Origin of the sequence: Aquabacterium sp. (genome assembly GCF_035476535.1) — a bacterium.
Taxonomy (GTDB): Bacteria; Pseudomonadota; Gammaproteobacteria; order Burkholderiales; family Burkholderiaceae_C; genus Pseudaquabacterium.
Genome location: NZ_DATILJ010000074.1, coordinates 1 through 16,624 on the forward strand (window position 1 = coordinate 1; position 16,624 = coordinate 16,624).

Annotated in this window: 14 protein-coding genes; 5 read left to right on the forward strand and 9 right to left on the reverse strand. The window is 68.0% G+C overall.

Going from position 1 to position 16,624, the window contains the following annotated elements:
- The first annotated feature begins 40 nt into the window (after positions 1 to 40).
- Together VLK61_RS07190 and VLK61_RS07195 are read left to right on the forward strand one after the other, a co-directional pair.
- Positions 41 to 1,021 (forward strand): ABC transporter ATP-binding protein, encoded by a 981-nt coding sequence (locus VLK61_RS07190; protein WP_325419650.1) that lies wholly within the window; start codon positions 41 to 43, stop codon positions 1,019 to 1,021.
- Positions 1,018 to 1,992, forward strand: coding sequence for an ABC transporter ATP-binding protein (locus VLK61_RS07195; protein ID WP_325419651.1), 975 nt, complete (start codon positions 1,018 to 1,020; stop codon positions 1,990 to 1,992). The genes VLK61_RS07190 and VLK61_RS07195 overlap by 4 nt, the downstream gene beginning before the upstream one ends.
- Here the strand turns inward: VLK61_RS07195 and VLK61_RS07200 are convergent, their stop codons facing one another.
- Genes VLK61_RS07200 through VLK61_RS07215 form a run of 4 tightly spaced genes read right to left on the reverse strand, consistent with a single transcriptional unit; the run spans position 1,993 to position 7,026 of the window.
- Positions 1,993 to 2,955, reverse strand: coding sequence for a Bug family tripartite tricarboxylate transporter substrate binding protein (locus tag VLK61_RS07200; protein ID WP_325419653.1), 963 nt, complete (start codon positions 2,953 to 2,955; stop codon positions 1,993 to 1,995).
- A gap of 44 nt (positions 2,956 to 2,999) precedes the next feature.
- Positions 3,000 to 4,238, reverse strand: coding sequence for a CaiB/BaiF CoA transferase family protein (locus VLK61_RS07205; protein WP_325419655.1), 1,239 nt, complete (start codon positions 4,236 to 4,238; stop codon positions 3,000 to 3,002).
- Positions 4,239 to 4,296: 58 nt separating this feature from the next.
- Complete coding sequence (locus VLK61_RS07210) at positions 4,297 to 5,436, reverse strand: FAS1-like dehydratase domain-containing protein (RefSeq protein ID WP_325419657.1); 1,140 nt, start codon at positions 5,434 to 5,436, stop codon at positions 4,297 to 4,299.
- Positions 5,437 to 5,454: 18 nt separating this feature from the next.
- Positions 5,455 to 7,026 (reverse strand): acyl-CoA synthetase, encoded by a 1,572-nt coding sequence (locus VLK61_RS07215; RefSeq protein WP_325419659.1) that lies wholly within the window; start codon positions 7,024 to 7,026, stop codon positions 5,455 to 5,457.
- A 177-nt stretch (positions 7,027 to 7,203) separates the two neighbouring features.
- Between VLK61_RS07215 and VLK61_RS07220 the strand changes: the two genes are divergently transcribed.
- Entirely contained in the window at positions 7,204 to 8,004 is an 801-nt protein-coding gene (locus tag VLK61_RS07220) for an IclR family transcriptional regulator (protein WP_325419661.1), read from the forward strand.
- A 5-nt stretch (positions 8,005 to 8,009) separates the two neighbouring features.
- Complete coding sequence (locus VLK61_RS07225) at positions 8,010 to 8,447, forward strand: PaaI family thioesterase (protein ID WP_325419663.1); 438 nt, start codon at positions 8,010 to 8,012, stop codon at positions 8,445 to 8,447.
- A 13-nt stretch (positions 8,448 to 8,460) separates the two neighbouring features.
- Here VLK61_RS07225 and VLK61_RS07230 read toward each other — a convergent pair whose 3' ends face one another.
- The 5 genes from VLK61_RS07230 to VLK61_RS07250 all read right to left on the reverse strand — a co-directional run bounded on the left by VLK61_RS07230 (position 8,461) and on the right by VLK61_RS07250 (position 15,058).
- Positions 8,461 to 9,294 (reverse strand): protein-L-isoaspartate O-methyltransferase family protein, encoded by an 834-nt coding sequence (locus VLK61_RS07230; protein WP_325419665.1) that lies wholly within the window; start codon positions 9,292 to 9,294, stop codon positions 8,461 to 8,463.
- A gap of 15 nt (positions 9,295 to 9,309) precedes the next feature.
- Positions 9,310 to 10,428, reverse strand: a complete 1,119-nt coding sequence (locus VLK61_RS07235; protein ID WP_325419667.1) for a succinylglutamate desuccinylase/aspartoacylase family protein — start codon at positions 10,426 to 10,428, stop codon at positions 9,310 to 9,312.
- Positions 10,429 to 10,483: 55 nt separating this feature from the next.
- The gene (locus tag VLK61_RS07240; protein ID WP_325419669.1) at positions 10,484 to 11,212 is read right to left on the reverse strand and encodes a hypothetical protein; all 729 of its coding nucleotides are present in this window, start codon (positions 11,210 to 11,212) and stop codon (positions 10,484 to 10,486) included.
- 27 nt (positions 11,213 to 11,239) lie between these two features.
- Positions 11,240 to 12,532, reverse strand: coding sequence for an HD-GYP domain-containing protein (locus tag VLK61_RS07245; RefSeq protein WP_325419671.1), 1,293 nt, complete (start codon positions 12,530 to 12,532; stop codon positions 11,240 to 11,242).
- 150 nt (positions 12,533 to 12,682) lie between these two features.
- Positions 12,683 to 15,058 carry a TonB-dependent receptor gene (locus VLK61_RS07250; protein ID WP_325419673.1) on the reverse strand — a complete coding sequence of 792 codons (2,376 nt, stop codon included), beginning with the start codon at positions 15,056 to 15,058 and terminating at the stop codon, positions 12,683 to 12,685.
- A gap of 327 nt (positions 15,059 to 15,385) precedes the next feature.
- Here VLK61_RS07250 and VLK61_RS07255 point away from each other — a divergent pair, with 327 nt between their 5' ends.
- Positions 15,386 to 16,618 (forward strand): MFS transporter, encoded by a 1,233-nt coding sequence (locus VLK61_RS07255; protein WP_325419675.1) that lies wholly within the window; start codon positions 15,386 to 15,388, stop codon positions 16,616 to 16,618.
- Positions 16,619 to 16,624: the final 6 nt, after the last annotated feature.

Here is a 16,624-nt window from a genome sequence, read left to right on the forward strand (position 1 = left end):
ACGGGCTGCGTGACGCGCTCGACCCCAGGCGCGTGCTCTGATGGCCCTGCTCGACATCCAGGGTCTGAAGACCCATTTCAAGACCGACGACGGCTGGTTGCATGCGGTCGACGGCGTCGACATCTCGGTGAATGCCGGCGAAACGGTGTGCGTGGTCGGCGAATCGGGCTGCGGCAAGTCGGTCACCGCGATGTCGGTGCTGAAGCTGCTGCCAATGCCACCCGGCCGCATCGTCGAGGGCAAGGTGCTGTGGCAGGGCCGCGACCTGGTGCCCTTGTCGGCCGAGGAGATGCGCCGCATCCGCATGAAGGAAATCGCCATCGTCTTCCAGGAGCCGATGACCTCGCTGAACCCGGTCTACACGGTGGGTGAGCAGATCGGCGAAGGCCTGCGCCTGCATGAAAACCTGAGCAAGAAGGACGCGAAGGAGCGCGCCGTGCAGATGCTGCGCAAGGTGCACATTCCAACACCGGAGCGGCGCGTCAACGACTACCCGCACCAGTTCTCCGGCGGCATGCGCCAGCGCGTGATGATCGCGATGGCGCTGTCCTGCTCGCCGAAGCTGCTGATCGCCGATGAGCCGACCACGGCGCTGGACGTGACGATCCAGGCGCAGATCCTCGACCTGCTGTCCGAGCTGAAGGCCGAGATGGGCATGGCAGTGATGCTGATCACCCATGCGATGGGCGTGGTCGCCGAAGTGGCACAGCGCGTGGTCGTGATGTATGCCGGCAAGGTGGTCGAAGAAGCGCCGGTGCGGGAGCTGTTCGCGCACCCGCGCCATCCGTATTCGCAGGGGCTGATCCGCTCGATCCCGCGCATCGACCTCGGCGCCACCTTGAAGCCGCGGCTGGAAGCGATTCCGGGCAGCGTGCCGAAACTGATCGCGCCGAAACCCGGCTGCCGCTTTGCCGGTCGCTGCAAATACGTGCAAGCCAAGTGCCGGGATGCCGATCCGCCCTTGCGCGAGGTTGCGCCGGGTCACAAGGTCGCCTGCATTCTGGATGTGGTGCCCGCATGAGCGAACCCTTGCTGAAGGTCGAGAACCTGGTCAAGCATTTCGCGCTGCCGGGCGGCTTCCTGAAGAAGTCCACCGAGCGCCTGCGCGCGGTGGACGGCGTCAGCTTCACGGTCAGCGCCGGCGAAACCCTGGGCGTGGTCGGCGAGTCCGGCTGCGGCAAGAGCACCACCGGCCGCTGCATCCTGCGGCTGATCGAGCCCACCTCGGGCCAGGTGTGGTTCGAAGGCCGCGACGTCACGGCCCTCGGCAAGGAAGATCTGCGCGCACTGGCCCGCGACATGCAGATCATCTTCCAGGACCCGTTCGCCTCGCTGAACCCGCGCATGACGGTGGGTGCCATCGTCGGCGAAGGCCTGGTGATCCACAAGCTGGCCAAAGGCAATGCCGACATCGAAGCGCGGGTTGCCCAGCTGCTGGAGACGGTAGGACTCAACGCCGATCACATGCGACGTTATCCGCATGAATTCTCCGGCGGCCAGCGCCAGCGCATCGGCATCGCGCGGGCGCTGGCGGTGAGCCCCAAGCTGCTGGTCTGCGACGAGGCGGTGTCAGCGCTGGACGTGTCGATCCAGGCCCAGGTCATCAACCTGCTGCAAGACTTGCAGGCGCAGTTCGGCCTGACCTACATCTTCATCGCGCACGACCTGTCGGTGGTCGAGCACATCGCCAATCGCGTCGCGGTGATGTACCTCGGCCGCATCGTCGAGCTGGCCAGCGCGCACGACCTCTACACCACGCCGCGCCACCCCTACACCGAAGCGCTGCTGTCAGCGGTGCCCATCCCCGACCCGACGCTCAAGCGCCAGCGCATCCGCCTGGTCGGCGACGTGCCCAGCCCCATCCGCCCGCCACCCGGCTGCCACTTCCACACCCGCTGCCCGATCGCGCAGAAGGGCCTGTGCGATGTGCAGCGGCCGGAGTTGAAGCAGACCACCGAGGGGCATTGGGTGTCCTGCCATCTCAGGAGTTGATCAGTCAGCCTTGATGCCGGCCTTCTGGATCAGCGGGCCCCACTTCTGGCGCTCGCTCCTGGCGAACTCGGCGAGCTTCGCCGGTGACCCACTCGCCGGCTCATGGCCGAGTTCCAGCAGGCGCTGCTTGACCTCCGGCTGCGCCAGGATCTTCGCCAGCTCGGCGTTGAGCTTGCGCACGACTGCAGCCGGGGTACCGCGCGGCGCATAGAGCCCGTTCCAGGCCACGACCTGGAAGCCGGCGACGCCCTGGGCCGACACGGGCTTGACGCCGGGCAGCAGGTCGGTCGCCTCGAGCGAGGTCACGCCCAGCGCCTTCAGCTTGCCGCTGGCGATGAACGGGCGGGAGGCACTCACCGTGTCGATGGTCACCGGCACCTGGCCGCCGATGACTTCCGTCATCGACGAGGCGGAGCCCTTGTAGCGGATGCCGAGCATGGTGGTCCCCGTCTGTTGCTTCAGCAGCTCGAGCACCAGCAGGGCCGTCGTGCTGGGCAGCGCGACGTCGACCGCATCGGGCTTCGCCTTGGCCGCGGCCAGCAGGTCCGCCAGGCTGTTGAACGGCGATGAGGGGTTGGCCAGCAGCACCATCGGAAAGCTGCTCACCAGCATGACCGGCTCGAAGTCCTTCTCCGGCTCGAAAGGCATCGTGGGGTAGAGGAACTGGTTCAGCACATGGGTGCCGTTGGTGCCCATGAGCAGCGTGTAGCCGTCGGCGGCTGCACGCGCGGCTTCCGCCGTGCCGATGTTCCCGCCCGCGCCGGCCTTGTTCTCGACGACGAAGGTCTGCCCCATGGCCTTGGCCAGGTGTTCAGCGAGGTAGCGGGTGGCGACGTCGGTGCCCTGCCCCGGTTGATAGGGCACGATGATGCGCACCGGCTTGCTGGGGTAGGCCTGTGCCGCCGCGGGCTGCGCGATGAGGAGGGCCGCGGCGAAGGCCGCGACCAGGGTCAGAATCTTCATGCATGTCTCCTGCTTGTTTTGGGGAAAGGGTGGCGTGTCGGCGCCTAGGTGACAGGCTTGCGGGGCAGCACGCCGGACTCGCGCAAGGCCGCGATGCGTTGTTCGCTCAGGCCGGCTTCCAGGAGCACCTCGTCCGTGTGTTGCCCGAAGGTGGGCGGTGAGCCGGCGGCTTGTCCCGGCGTGCGCGACAGCTTCGTCGGCACGCCCACGCCCTGGTAGCCCTGCCGTTCGACATGCATGCGGCGGTGCGCCACATGCGGCTGCGCAAAGGCCTGCGGCACCGTGTTCACCGGCCCCGCGGGAACGCCCTGGCGCATCAACGCGTGGCACACCTCGTGCCGCAGCAGCGGGGCCAGCGCAGCCTCGATCTCGGCACGCAGCAGGTCGCGGTGCTGCAGCCTGCGGCTGTTCGTCGCAAAGCGCTCATCGGCCAGCAGCCCAGCCAGGCCGATGTGCTCGCAGAAGCGCCGGAACTGCCGGTCGTTGACGATGCCCAGGAAGATCATGCCGTCGCGACAGGCGAACTTGTCGTACGGCGCGATGTTGGGGTGGGCGCTGCCCAGCAGCTCAGGTGTGCGGCCCGAATGCATCCAGTTCGCCGCCTGCGGGACCAGCAGGCTCAGCGCGGTATCGAACAAGGTGGCTTCGACGCGTTGACCCAGGCCCGTGCGTTCACGGTCGAACAAGGCCAGCAGGATGCCGCTGAGCGCGGTATAGCCCGTGAGGTGATCGACCACCGGCACGCCGATGCGGGTGGGCCCCGAGTCCGTATCGCCATTGATGCTCATCAGGCCGCTCATGGCCTGCACGATGGCGTCGTAGCCCGGCAGGCCGCCCAAGGGGCCGTCAGAGCCGAAACCCGAGATCGAACAGCAGACGAGCCGCGGGAACCTGCGCTTGAGCACCGTGTCGTAGTCGAGCCCCCAGCGCGCCATCGTGCCGGGGATGAAGTTCTCCACCAGCACATCGGCGTTCTCCAGCAGCGCCAGCAGCGTCGCTTGACCGTCGAGATGGGACAGGTCGAGCGCGATGGCCCGCTTGCCCCGGTTGACGGCGGTGTAATACGCCGCGTCGCCGGCGTCGTTGAAGGGCGGTCCGAGGGTGCGGGTCTCGTCGCCGCCCGGCGGCTCGACCTTGATCACGTCGGCCCCCTGGTCGGCCAGCATCTGCGTGCACAGGGGTCCCGCCAGCACCCGGGACAGGTCGATCACCCGGACGCCCACCAGGGCACCCCGGGCCGCTACTTTCGCCGCGGGTGCTGCCGCGTGGCATGGGTCAGACATCGTCACGCTGAGTCACTCCGCAAGAAGACGCTGCGATCCATCATCGGGCGGCCGCCACTCAGGCCCGCGACGGCAGTTCCACCACGCCCGTGCCCAGCACCGACAGTTCGTCGTCCTGGTTGCGCGCTTCCTGTTCGATCTCGACCAGGTACTGCCCGTTCTCGACGAACTTGCGCTTGACCAGGCCCTTGATGAATAGCATGTCGCCTTCCGGGTTGTGGCGGCGGATCTTGCAACTGGCCTTGCGCAGGAAGCCGTCGTCACCCATCCAGTTGGTCAGGTGATGCGTGAGCCATGAAGTGCGTTCGGGACCGTAGTCGTAGGCGCCCGGTGCGCCGACTTCGAGCGCGAAGTCCTCTTCCCAATGCACGCGCTCGGGACAGTCGGGAATGCCGAAGCGGTTCTTGATGCCGGTGCCGGGATGCTCGTCGTGCAGCTTCCACGCCAGCTTGTTCGCGCGGATGTACAGACCGCCCCAGCCCTGCGCATAGGCGATGAAGCCGGTCACGGTCATCGGGCCTTTGAACATGGTCGGCAGGGCCTCGCCTTCCTTCACGTCCTCCCAGTAGCGCGGCGTGGCGCCGCGGATCGGCTCGTCGCGGTACAGCTGGTAGGCGGACGCGAGCTCCTCGTCGGTGTAGCGGCGCGGCTCGCGGGCACGCACTTCCTTGTACTTCGTGCCTTGCTCGCGGGCATGGTCACGCTCAGTGCGGAAACACCAGCTGTCGGCTTCCGACACCAGGTCGCCCGACTGGTTGTAGAACTTGACGTTGTAGATCTGCTGCACGGCGCGGCCGGCGAAGCGCGTCTGATGCTCGACCAGGTCCTTCAGGTAGGCCTCAGTGGAGATGACGTCGTTTCGCTGGACGGTCTTGTGCCAGGTCCAGTCCGCGCCCGACCACATCGCGTGCACGCCGGGCAGGCCGCCGACATAGCCGGAGACGATGCGGCTGGTCGAGAACAGGAAGCTGGGCAGCGCGATGAGGCCGCCGTGCTTCGTTTTCGCGGCGTACTCGGGGTCGCACCACAGCGGGTTGTCGTCGCCGATGCCGTGGGCGTAGTGGCGGATGTTGTCGCGCGTGGCCTCGTAGCACCAGGGCTCGACGGTCTTGCCGATCTTGACGCCGATGCGCCGGCGCAGATCGTCCAGACCGCTCTCGGTGATCTTGGGGAAGCTTCTTTCAGTGGGGGTCGACATGGGATCTCCTGGGTCCGGTCATGAAGGGACGGCTGCTGCCGCAACGGTGTTGGCGAGTTCCTGCTCTCGCAGTTTTCTTCGGTGGATCTTTCCGGCCGGCGTCTTCGGCAGCTCGGGCACGAAGACCACCTGGCGCGGGTATTCGTGCTGGCTGAGCCGGGTGCGCACGGCGTCCTGGATTTCCTGGACGAAAGCGTCGTCGCCGCTGCGCGGCGAGACGACGAAGGCCTTGACGACCTGGCCGCGCAGCGCGTCGGGCACGCCGATCGCTGCGGCTTCCTTGACGTCGGGGTGCTTGAGGATCGCGTCCTCCACTTCCACGGCGCCGATGGTCCAACCGGCCGAGATGATCACGTCGTCGGCCCGGCCGCCATGCCAGAAGTAGCCGTCCTCATCGATGCGGCCCAGGTCCTTGGTCGGCAGCCATTCGCCGCGGCGCCACAGCTTCAGTTCGCCGGTGACACCGGGTGCGCAGGGCGCGCCGTGGGCGTCCTGCACCTCGACGCGAACGCCCGGGATGGCCTTGCCCAGCGAGCCCGTCTTGACGACGAAGTCGGGCGCGCCGGGGTAGTTCACCAGGCAGACGCCGATCTCGGTGGTGCCGTACATGCTGCACACCGGCCGGCCGAAGGTGGCCTGCACGAACTCGGAGGTTTCGCTGTCGATCGGCTCGCCGGTGAAGGACACCTTCTCCAGCGCATAACGGTAATTCGCAGCGGCCCCGGAATTGCGCATCATCCGGTAGTGCGTGGCCGCTGCCGAGATGTTGGTGAAGCGGTGGTCCTGCAGCGCCTTGAGCAGGCGTTCGGCATTGAACTTGCCGGCGTAGGCACCGATCGTCACGCCCAGCGCCAGCGGTGCCAGGGTGCCGTGCCACAGGCCATGCCCCCAGGCCGGCGATGAGGGGCACATGAAGCGGTCGCCCGGCCGCACGCCGGTGCCGTAAAGCGCGGCCAGCATCAGCGTGACGATAGCGCGATGGGTGTGCTTGACGGCATCGGGCAGTTCACGCGTGGTGCCCGAGGTGTACTGGAAGATCGCGAAGTCGTCGCCCCGCGTGCTGGGCACGAACTCGGACGGGAACCGGGCCAGCGAATGCATGAAGGCGCCGTCGGCCACCAGCAGCTGCAGCTCGGGCGAGTTGGCCACCATCGACGCCTTTTCGGCATTGGTGACCACGACGCGCGGCTGGCAGTCTTGCACACGCAGGCGGATGCCGTCGGGCCCGAACAGCGTGAACAGCGGCACCGCGATGGCGCCCATCTTCATCGCGCCGAACATCGCGACATAGAACTCGCGCGAGGGCTCCAGCATCACCGCCACCCGGTCGCCTGGCCGGATGCCTTGGGCCAGCAGGTAGTGCGCAAAGCGGGCCGACGCTTCCGAGATCTCGCGGAAGCCGAGCAACTCGTCTTCGCCGCCGGCGCGCACCAGGATGATGGCCGTGCGGTCCCCTTCGGCATGCCGGTCGATGCATTCGTGCGCGATGTTCATCTGCTCGCGATCGCCATCGAACAGCGCCCACAGCTTCTCGGGTGAGCAGTGGGCCTGTGCGTCTGCGTAGGAGGAGTAGTCGGTCAGTGAAGTCATGGTGGGGGCGTGATGTCGTCGGCAGCCAGTGGATGCAACTTTGCGCGCCGACCCGACAATTGTCAATAGCGTTCATTGATTGTCTATAGACAATTTCAATCCAGACCGATCCCGACGCTCGCGCACGCCGCGGACGAGCCCTTATGCTTGCCGCCATCCCCGTGCAAAGATCGAGTGATGAGCGCATCCCCTACCGACAGCCCGACGGCCGCCACCGGCCCGCGTGTGCGGCCCGTGCCCGCCGTGACGCGGGCCATCGCCGTGCTTCGCCTGCTGGGCCGCAGCCCGTCGCCGCTGACGCTGAAATCGATCTCGCAGGAACTCGGCATGGTCACCAGCACCTGTCTGCACATCCTGCGGGTCCTGGTCGAAGAAGGCCTGGTCAAGGTGGACGCTGACACCAAACGTTATGGACTGGGCGTGGGCATGCTGGCGCTGGCCCGCAGCGTCATCGAGAGCAGCCCCTTTCCCGCGCTGGTGCAGCCCGTGCTCGATCGGCTGTCGGGCACCTGGAACGTCACCGCCATCGGTGTCGAGGTGAGCGGCGTCGAGCACATGGTGGTGCTGGCGCTGTCACGCTCGCAGGCGCCGTTCCGCCTGCACGTGGATGTCGGCAGCCGCTTTCCCGCTTTGATCAGCGCCACCGGCAGGCTGGTGGCTGCGTTCACCGAGCTGACGGACGCCGCACTCGAACGCAAGTTCAAGGCCCTGCGCTGGGAGCAGCCGCCGGACATCGACGCCTGGCGCAAGGAGGTGGAGGCGGTGCGCAAGAAGGGCTACAGCGTCGACCGCGGCAACTACATCAGCGGCGTGGCGGTGATCGCGGTGCCGGTGTTCGACGCCCGGGGCCGGATGACGCATTCACTGGTCGCCGCCGGCGTCGCCGATCAGCTGGGCGGCGCCAAGAGCCAGGCGCTGGCCAAGGACCTGCAAACCGAGGCGCAGACGCTGTCGCAGTTGTTGGCAAGCCGGAGCTGATCTCGATGGATGCACCGCAAACGCACGACGCATTGACCGCGCAGGGCTGGAAGCAACGATCGCTTGCCGGATTCGCGGGCCTGATCGGACCGCTCTGGACCCGCCAGGAGGAGATCAGCTGGGCCTATGGCGTGCTGGCGACCGCCGACCACCTCAATCCGGCCGGTCTTGTGCATGGCGGCATGCTGACCACGCTGGCCGACCACGCGCTCAGCGCCATCGCCTGGGAAGCCTTGGGCCGCCGCGCCTGCGTGACGGTGCAGCTGGACACGCACTTCCTGTCGGCCGGCCGTGCAGGGCAGTTCCTCGAGGCCCGTGGCCGCGTCGTTCGAGCCACCTCGTCCCTGGTCTTCATGCAAGGCCAGGTCTCGGCGGACGGCGTCGACCTGGTCAGCGCCAGCGCCATCCTCAAGGTGTTGGCGCTGCCGCCCGCCGGACTGTAGAAAGCCAGGCCGTTCAGCCGGCGTCCGCCGTCGACAACCAGCCGCCCGCCCCCACGTACCAGGCCGTGTCGTCAGGCGGCCCCTCACGCCGCAGCGAGCGCACGATGTGCATGGGCTGGCTGTCGAGCGCCGCGGCAAGGGCCCGCGCGCTGGCCTCGTCGCGCGCGCCGGCGCAGGGGATGAAGGCCACGCGCATCAGCATCGCCGCGTCGTAGCGGGTCTCGCCGCGCCGCGTCACCAGCAGCATGCCGCCATACCCTTCGTTCGGCGTCAGCGGAAAGATCAGCCGGCCGCCCGGCTTCAGCGCATCCAGCCAGCAGGGCACGGGATGGGTGGCACCGGCGTTCACATAGATCACGTCGGCCGCAGGCAAGGCGCCGGCGCAGGCCGACGCGGCGATGACCCGAACGTTCGGCCACCGCACCAGGTTCTCCCGCGCGCGTTCGGCCAGGTCGGGCTCGATCTCGTAGGCCAGCACCGTGCCGGTGGGTCCGACCAGCGCCGCCAGGATCGCCGTGTAGTAGCCGGTGCCAGCGCCGATGTGCAGCGCGGTGTCGCCGTGCGCCGGCGCGCAGGCCTCCAGGCAGCTGCCGTGCAGCGAGGGCTGGCCGTTGTTGATGCCGCGCTCGAGGGCGATGCCGACCAGCACGTCCTGGTAGAGCTCACGCGGGTCCTCGGTCCAGCGGGGGCCGTGGCCGGAGCCGTTGAGCACCGGCCAGGGCGCCGGGCCCAGGAACTGCTCGCGCGGGATCGAGGCGAAGGCCTCGATCAGGCGCCGACTCGATGGCCCGGCGCTGCGCACGATGAGTCGCGCATAGCGTTCACGGTGAGCGGCGATCGAGCTCATCGTGCCCTGCCCGCATCATGCCGACAGCAACAGGCCCTGCCGCAGCGCCTCACGCCCGGCCACCTTGGCCAGCGGCATGCCGGCCACGGCAAAGCGGCGGCGCTCGCGGGCGTACAGCAGGCCGTCCACCGGGCTGACCAGCACCGTCACCTCGCCACTGAACGGGTCGATCAGCTCGACGATCGGCTCGCCCTTCTTCACGCGGTCGCCCGGCTCGCGCAGGAACACCAGCACACCGCCCTGCGGCGCATGGATCGGCATCGAGCCGGCCAGCGGCGTCGCTTCGCAGCGCAGCGGCGGCAGTTCGGCCGGCGTGCCGGCGATCACGCCGCGCAGCTGCAGGAAGTGCTCGATCGCCGCGGCATCCTGCGCGGCCAGCGCATGCGACACATCGCCTTCGCCGCGCAACTCGATGGTCACTGCCGTGCAGGCCGGCGGCAGCGGGTGCGCGGGCCCGACCCTCTCGGCCAGCCGGGTCCAGACCATCGAGCAGGCTTCGTCGAAGGGTTCGTCGCCCGAAGAGGTGGCCAGCAGCACGGCCTGCGCGCCCATGCAGCGGGCCAGCGGTTCGGCCTGCGGCCAGCCGTCAGGCGTGGTGTAGAAGTGCATCACCGCTTCGCCGTCGCAATGCAGGTCCAGCACGATGTCGGCGTCGATGGCCAGGCCGTACAGCGTCTTGCGCAGGCTCTCCAGCGCGCCGCTGGCCGGCAGCGCCGCCACCGCGGCGCGCAGCGCGGCACGCACTGTTTGAACGTTAGCTGCCGCATCGGCGCCCAGCCGGCCCTGCACCGCGGCGGCCACGGTATCGGTCAGGTCGGCGTAATGGCGGTTGAAGTTCTGGCCGCTGGCCAGCTCGAAGCGGCCCTGCTGGTCGCGCAGCAGCCACTGGTGCAGGCCGATCGGGTTGGCCGCAGGCACCAGCACCACCTCGCCGCGCAGCTGGCCAGCGGCTTCCAGGGCTTCGAGGCGGCGACGCAGGTGCTGGGCCACCAGCATGCCGGGCACTTCATCGGCATGCAGCGAGGCCTGGATCGTGACTTTCGGGCCGGCACCGGGCTGGCCGAAATGCAGGCTCACGAGCTCCTGCCGGGTGCCCGGCGTGGCGGCGAGCAAGGGGTGGTGGATCAGCTTCATCGCCGGATCATGCCGCCTGCCAGGTCCAGCTGTGCGCGTGCCCGGTGATGCCGCTTCAGGCGGTGAAGACCTGCACCGGTTTGCCGTCCTTGCCGATGGTCAGCATCACCGACCCGGTGCCCAGGCGCCATTTGGCATGGCTCTCGACGGTCTGGTTGTCCGGGAACAGCGTCTGCAGGTGCAGGCGGCCGGCCATGTTGTCCAGCACCGCGTGGATCGAGGCCAGGTCGGTGGCCTTGACCGACGGGGTGACGACCTTGGGCGTGGTGACCTTGGCCTGGAAGGTGACCGTGTCGCCCTTCTTGTTGACGACGGACTTGGTCACCATCTCGCTCTTCGCCGGGGTCACCAGCCAGTTGCTGTGGTTCATGCCCACCGCACCGAGGCCGCCGAACAGCTTGGCCATCTTCTTCTCGTTCAGGTAGTGCACCTCGACGCGCTGCACACCCGTGTCCAGCGCGCCCATGGCCTCCTGGCCGACATCGGAGTTGAGCAGCTCGCACAGCAGCAACGACATATCGCCCTTGCCCAGCCAGCCGGAATTGGCGGTGCCCGGGCTCTCCTTGAAGCGGTCGCGGAAGTCGTCCTTGGAGACGCCCACGCTGTTCATCTGGACGCCGCCCTTGGCCAGGCTCTCGGCCACGCCGTACAGCACGGCGCCGGGCGAGCCCTTCATCAGGTGCTCGGCAATCGCGTGGGCCGCCTTGCCGGTGCTGCCCAGCCTGCCTTCCGATTGGTTGACCATCTTGATCGTGTCGGACGGGAAGTACTCGCGACGAAACATGGTTTCTCTCCGGTGGATGCCACGATCCTAGCTGTTGCCGCGGTACCAGCTCATCTTGCGCCGCGGCAGCAGGTAGTCCAGTTCGTCCTCGCTGCGCTCCTGCATGCGCACCGCCTTCAGCACCTTCAGCTGCTGCGCGGTTTCGGGGTCGGCCAGGTCCAGGATCAGCGCCTCGCGGCGCGGCGTGTCGGGGTCGTAGATCAGCACCTGCGGGCACAGCCGCGCGCTGGGCGGCGCGGTGGCCACGACCACGCCGCTGCGGCCGTCGGACAGCTGCACCAGCGTGCCCGGCGGATAGATGCCCATGGTGCGGATGAAGGTCTGCAGCAGCACTTCTTCGAAGGCCGTTTTCTCGCGCGCCCACATCACGCCCAGCGCCTCGAAGGGCGAGACCGCCGTGCGCGGATCGACCGGGTTGGCCAGGTTGTCGAAGCGGTTGGCGATGCCGACGATGCGCGCCAGCCGCGGAATGGCCGCGCCCTTCAGGCCCGACGGGAAGCCCTTGCCGTCGTCGCGCTCGTGGTGGTGCAGCGCGGCTTCGGCCACGCCCTGCGGCACCGCCGCACCCACGGCCGCCAACTGGTCGAAGCCCAGGCGGGCATGGGTCTGGAACACCGCTTCTTCATGCCGGTTGCGCGCCGGGTTGCGCAGGATCGACGGGTTGACGCCGCTGTGCCCGATGTCGTGCATCAAGGCCGCCATGCCAACCAGCTGGATCTCGGCCTCGGGCAGCTGCAGCTGCTTGGCCAGCAGCAGCGACAGCGTCATCACCGACAGCGCATGCGCCACTTCACCCTGGCTCTTGGCCTTGTCGGCGATCAGGATGATCGCGGAGTCGGGGTCGGCGAGCAGCGAGCGTGCGGACTCGGCGGCCACCTCGCGCATCACGCCCACGCACTCGGCCGGCCGCGCGCCCATCAGCTTGAAGGCATTCGCGGTCTGCTCGGCGGCCGACATGTACTGCTTCTGCACCACGTCCAGCTTGGCGCGCATGTCGGCCATCACCTTCACCCGCACCGCCTTGGCCTGGCGCTGCGCTTCCTGGCGCTGGCGCACCAGCGTCAGCTCCAGCTCATGCGCCGGATCCACTGCGGCGGCGCTGGCCAGCGGCGCCGGCATCACCTTGGACCGCTTGGGATCGCAATAGACCTCGACGCCCAGCGCCAGGATCTCGCGCACCTGGTCTTCGGTGGTGACCAGGAAGCTGGAGCTGAGGAACGGGTGGTCCAGCCAGGACAGCGGCAGGCGCACATGCAGGCCCACACGGACCTGCGAGGCCTGGATCGGCAGTTCGCCGGGTTTGCGCGTTGGCACGCTCACGGGGGCTCCTTGGTCGGGTGTTTCATCGCTCGGCACCGAACGATAAGGCATTGCCGTACCGCCGATGCCACCGACCCTGACCGATGCGCAGCCTCTCTGCGCAGGTTCACCGCCCGATCAAGCGCTGCAGCGCAGAGCGCTCCGTGGAAATCAGTCGAAAAACACGCTGAAGCGCAGGCCGACGTAGCGCTTGGCATCCCGCGCCGGCTGGCCGATCACCGCGTTGGCGGCGCCCGGCGGGTTGCCCGGAATCGAGTACAGGCCCGAGAAGAAGTCTTCGGCATTGACCAGGTAGAACTTGTTCAGCGCGTTGTTGACGAAGGCGCTGACCTGGTACTTGCCGGACTCCGGTGTCGCCGTGACGCCCAGGTTCAGGATGCCGAAGCCGGGCTGCCGCGTGGCCGGGTTCTGGTTGCCCTGCAGCAGCGCGCTGGTGCGGTAGGCGTATTGCGCGTTGAAGTTCAAGCGCAGCGGCCAGCCGGCGGGCGCCACCTCGTGGTCGGCGGCCAGCGTGAGCTTGAATTTCGGCGCATCCGGCATCGGCTTGCCCGAGAGGTCCTGCGCGAACACCGGCGCGCCATGCGAATCGAAGCCGGTCAGCACGGCGCCCTGCGCCTCCGTCTGGCCGGGGTAGGCCGGGCCGGCCTTGAAGCTGAGGAACTTGGCATCGATGTAGGCGGCGCCGAAGCTCAGCTTGGTGGCGCTGCTGGCCGCCCAGCTGGCGTCGAGCTCCAGCCCGCGGGTGCGCGCCTTGGCCGCGTTGGCCAGTTCCAGCGACGGGATGATCTGGCCCGGTGGGTACAGCTGCACCTGGAAGTTCTTGTAGGTGGTGTTGAAGGCCGCCAGGTTCAGCGCCAGCGCGCCGCCCATCAGGCTGCTCTTGGCGCCCAACTCGAGGTGGTCGATGTCCTCCTGGTCCACCGGCTGCAGCGCCGCGTTGGAGCTCAGCGTCGCGGCGGTGTTGAAGGCCCGCGGCTTGTAGCCCCGCGCGTAGGTGCCGTAGACCATGTGGTCCTTGCCGAGCTTGCGGCGCAGCGTCAGGTCGCCCACGGTGGTGCGCGAGCTGTCGGCATTGGCCGACGAGAACTGGGTGCTGCGGTCCTCGATGCTGTAGGCCACCTTGTCGCGGTTGTGGCGCAGGCCGGTCAACAGGCTGGTGTCGGCGCCTAGCTTCCAGGTGGCGCGGCCATAGAGGCCCAGCGTCTGCGTGCTGGAGGTGACGTAGTCGATCTTCGGGTTGACGAACATCATGCGGAAGTGGTCCTGCGTCACGTCCACATCGGAATAGAACAGCCCCGCGACGAAGCTCACATCCTGGTCGATCGGCGAGGCGATCTTGAATTCCTGCGAAGTCGACTTCGGCTTGATCTTGATCGTCTGCGTGTTGTCGAACAACGGCGGGCCGATCGGCGGGTCGGGAATGAAGCCCTGGCGCAGCACGTCGAGGAACAGCGTGGCCTGTGCAGTGACATCCTGCACCGCGCTGATCTTCTCCTTCTGCTGCGCGGTGATCGAGCTGAAGGTGTAGTCGCCAAAGCGCTTTTCCACCGTCAGCGAGACATCGTTGTCGCGCACCTGGTTGCGCATGCGCACCGGCGACGCATAGTCGGTGTTGCCGTAGCGGATGCTGATGCCCGGGAAGGCCGCCGCCTGCGAGATGCCGGCCGGCGCAAACGGAAAGTTCGGGAACAGCGCTGCACCGGGGGTCAGGTATTGGTAGGTGAAGGTGCCGCCGGTGGAATCGGATTCGGCGGTGCGCGCCATCAGCGTGATGTCCAGCGTCTTGTCCACCGCCAGGCCCAGCTTCATGCGCGCGCCGCTGGCCTCGGTGTGCGACTTTTCGCCGAGCATCAGGTTCTTGATCGGGTAGTCGCGCTGGTTCGAATACGCTGCAACGCTGAGGCCCAGCGCACTGCTGAGCGGGCCGGACACGCGCGCATTGACGCGGTATTCCTTGTCGTTGGTGACGGTGCCGCCGACCTCGCCGTTCCAGGTCTTGCTGGGCACGCCGGTGACCAGGTTGATGACGCCGGACGACGCAGTGCGGCCACCCAGTGTCGACTGCGGACCCTTCAGCACCTCGACGCGGCGGATGTCCTGCAGCTCGTTGGCGGCCATTGAATCCGAGGGCACCGGCACGCCGTCGATCATGATCGACACGCCCGAGGTCAGGCCGATCGCCGCTTCGTTGGCATTGGTCGAGATGCCGCGCATGGCCAGCGGCACGCGGCCGTTGAAGCTGCCTTTCAACTGCACCGAGGGCACCAGCCGGTTGATGTCCGAGATGTCGGTGGCATTGGCCTTGGCCAGCGCATCGTCGGCCACCACGCTGGCGGCCACCGGCGTGTCCTTCAGGCGTTCGGTGCGCTTCTGCGCGGTGATCACGATTTCGGTGACCTGCGGTGTCTCCTGGGCCTGTGCGGCCGCGCCGAGGAACAGGCCGCTGCAGAGGGTGGCGGCACGGGTTGCTGAACTCAGGGCAGCCGGGATCGGCCGCAAACGGTGGGGGCGGGCATGGCGGGTCATCGTGTCTCCGGGTTCTGGGCCGGTCTGTGCCATGGCCATGGCAGCCGGCGGGTTGTGTTCGAAAGATGCTAGGCAGCCGTGCCGCCGCGCTGAAATCGAATCTGGCGATGACGCACATCGCCGGCGCGAATGGCCTGGCGCCGTGCCTGCGAGCGCGCGCTGCACCCGCAACAACCCGCACAGGGTTTCCCCGTGTGATCGCGCCGCGCCATTTCTCCGGCGGATGGGCCGCATCGCCAAACACGATTTCCGGAAAGCCGCGGCGCCTGCCTACCATCGCTGCGCTGTGCCGCCGTGGCGCGCCACGCCAAACCAGGACATCCGCCGATGAGCTCCGCCCCCTTCGCAGCGCCAGGCAAGACACCGACGCCCACGCTGTTCCATGCGCTGATCCTGCTGTTCTGCGTCTGCTTCGCGGTGCTGGCCTCGGCCATCCTGGGCCCGGTGCTGCCGGCGATGGAACAGCACTTCGCGAGCGTGCCGGACATCAAGACGCTGGTGCCCATCATCGTCACGGTGCCGATGCTGGCGCTGGCGGTGTGCGGCATGTTCGCCGGCGGCGCTTCCGACAAACTCGGCCGCAAGCGCCTGCTGCTGGGTTCGCTGGCGCTGTATGGCGTGGCCGGCACGGCGCCGACCTACCTCGATTCGATCAATGCGATCATCGTCAGCCGCATCGGCGTGGGCGTGGCCGAGGCCGGCATCATGGCCTGCAGCACCGGGCTGATCGGCGACTACTTCAGCGGCGCCCGGCGCGACCGCTACATGTCGCTGCAGACCACCGTGGCTTCGCTGTCGGCCTTCTGCTTCAACGCCCTCGGCGGCGTGCTCGGCCAGCAGGGCTGGCGCGTGCCCTTCGGCGTCTACGCGCTGGCCTTCGTGATGTTTGCGCTGGTAGCCATCTTTATCTGGGACACGCGTGGCAATGCGCAGGCCCATGCCCGCGCCTTGGCCGGCGATGCGCCGGGAGTCAGCTTCCGCCCGGCCTTGCTGGCCTGGATCTGTTTCGTCGCCTTCGTCGTCGGCGCCATCTTCATGATGGTGCCGGTGCACCTGGCCTACATGCTGGTCGACGTGGGCACCACCGCGCCGCCGAAGATCGGCCTGGCCTATGCGCTCAACAGCATCGGCGTGGCTGCCGGCACCGTGGTCTTCGGCTGGTTCATCGTCAGCCGCTTCAGGGTGGCCGCGCAGATGGCCATCGCCGGCGCGATCCTCGGCATCGGCTTCCTGCTGATGGCGGCTGCCAAGGACTACAACGCCATGCTGCTGGGCGGCCTGGTCAACGGCTTCGGCTGCGGCATCGCGCTGCCGATGGTGGTGACCTGGAACGTGCGCGAACTGCCCTATGCCCGTCGCGGCTTCGGCCTCGGCGCCTTCTTCTCGCTGAACTTCCTGGGCAACTTCATCAACCCGCTGGTGGTGATGCCGATGGTCGGCGTGCTGGGCAGCCGTGCCGCCGCGGTGCAGTACTGGGGTGTTGCGGCGCTGCTGGCCGCGGCGGCGGCAATGGCCTATTGCTGGGTGCGGGCGCGGCCGCTGCCGGCAGCGGCCGCATGAAGGCGA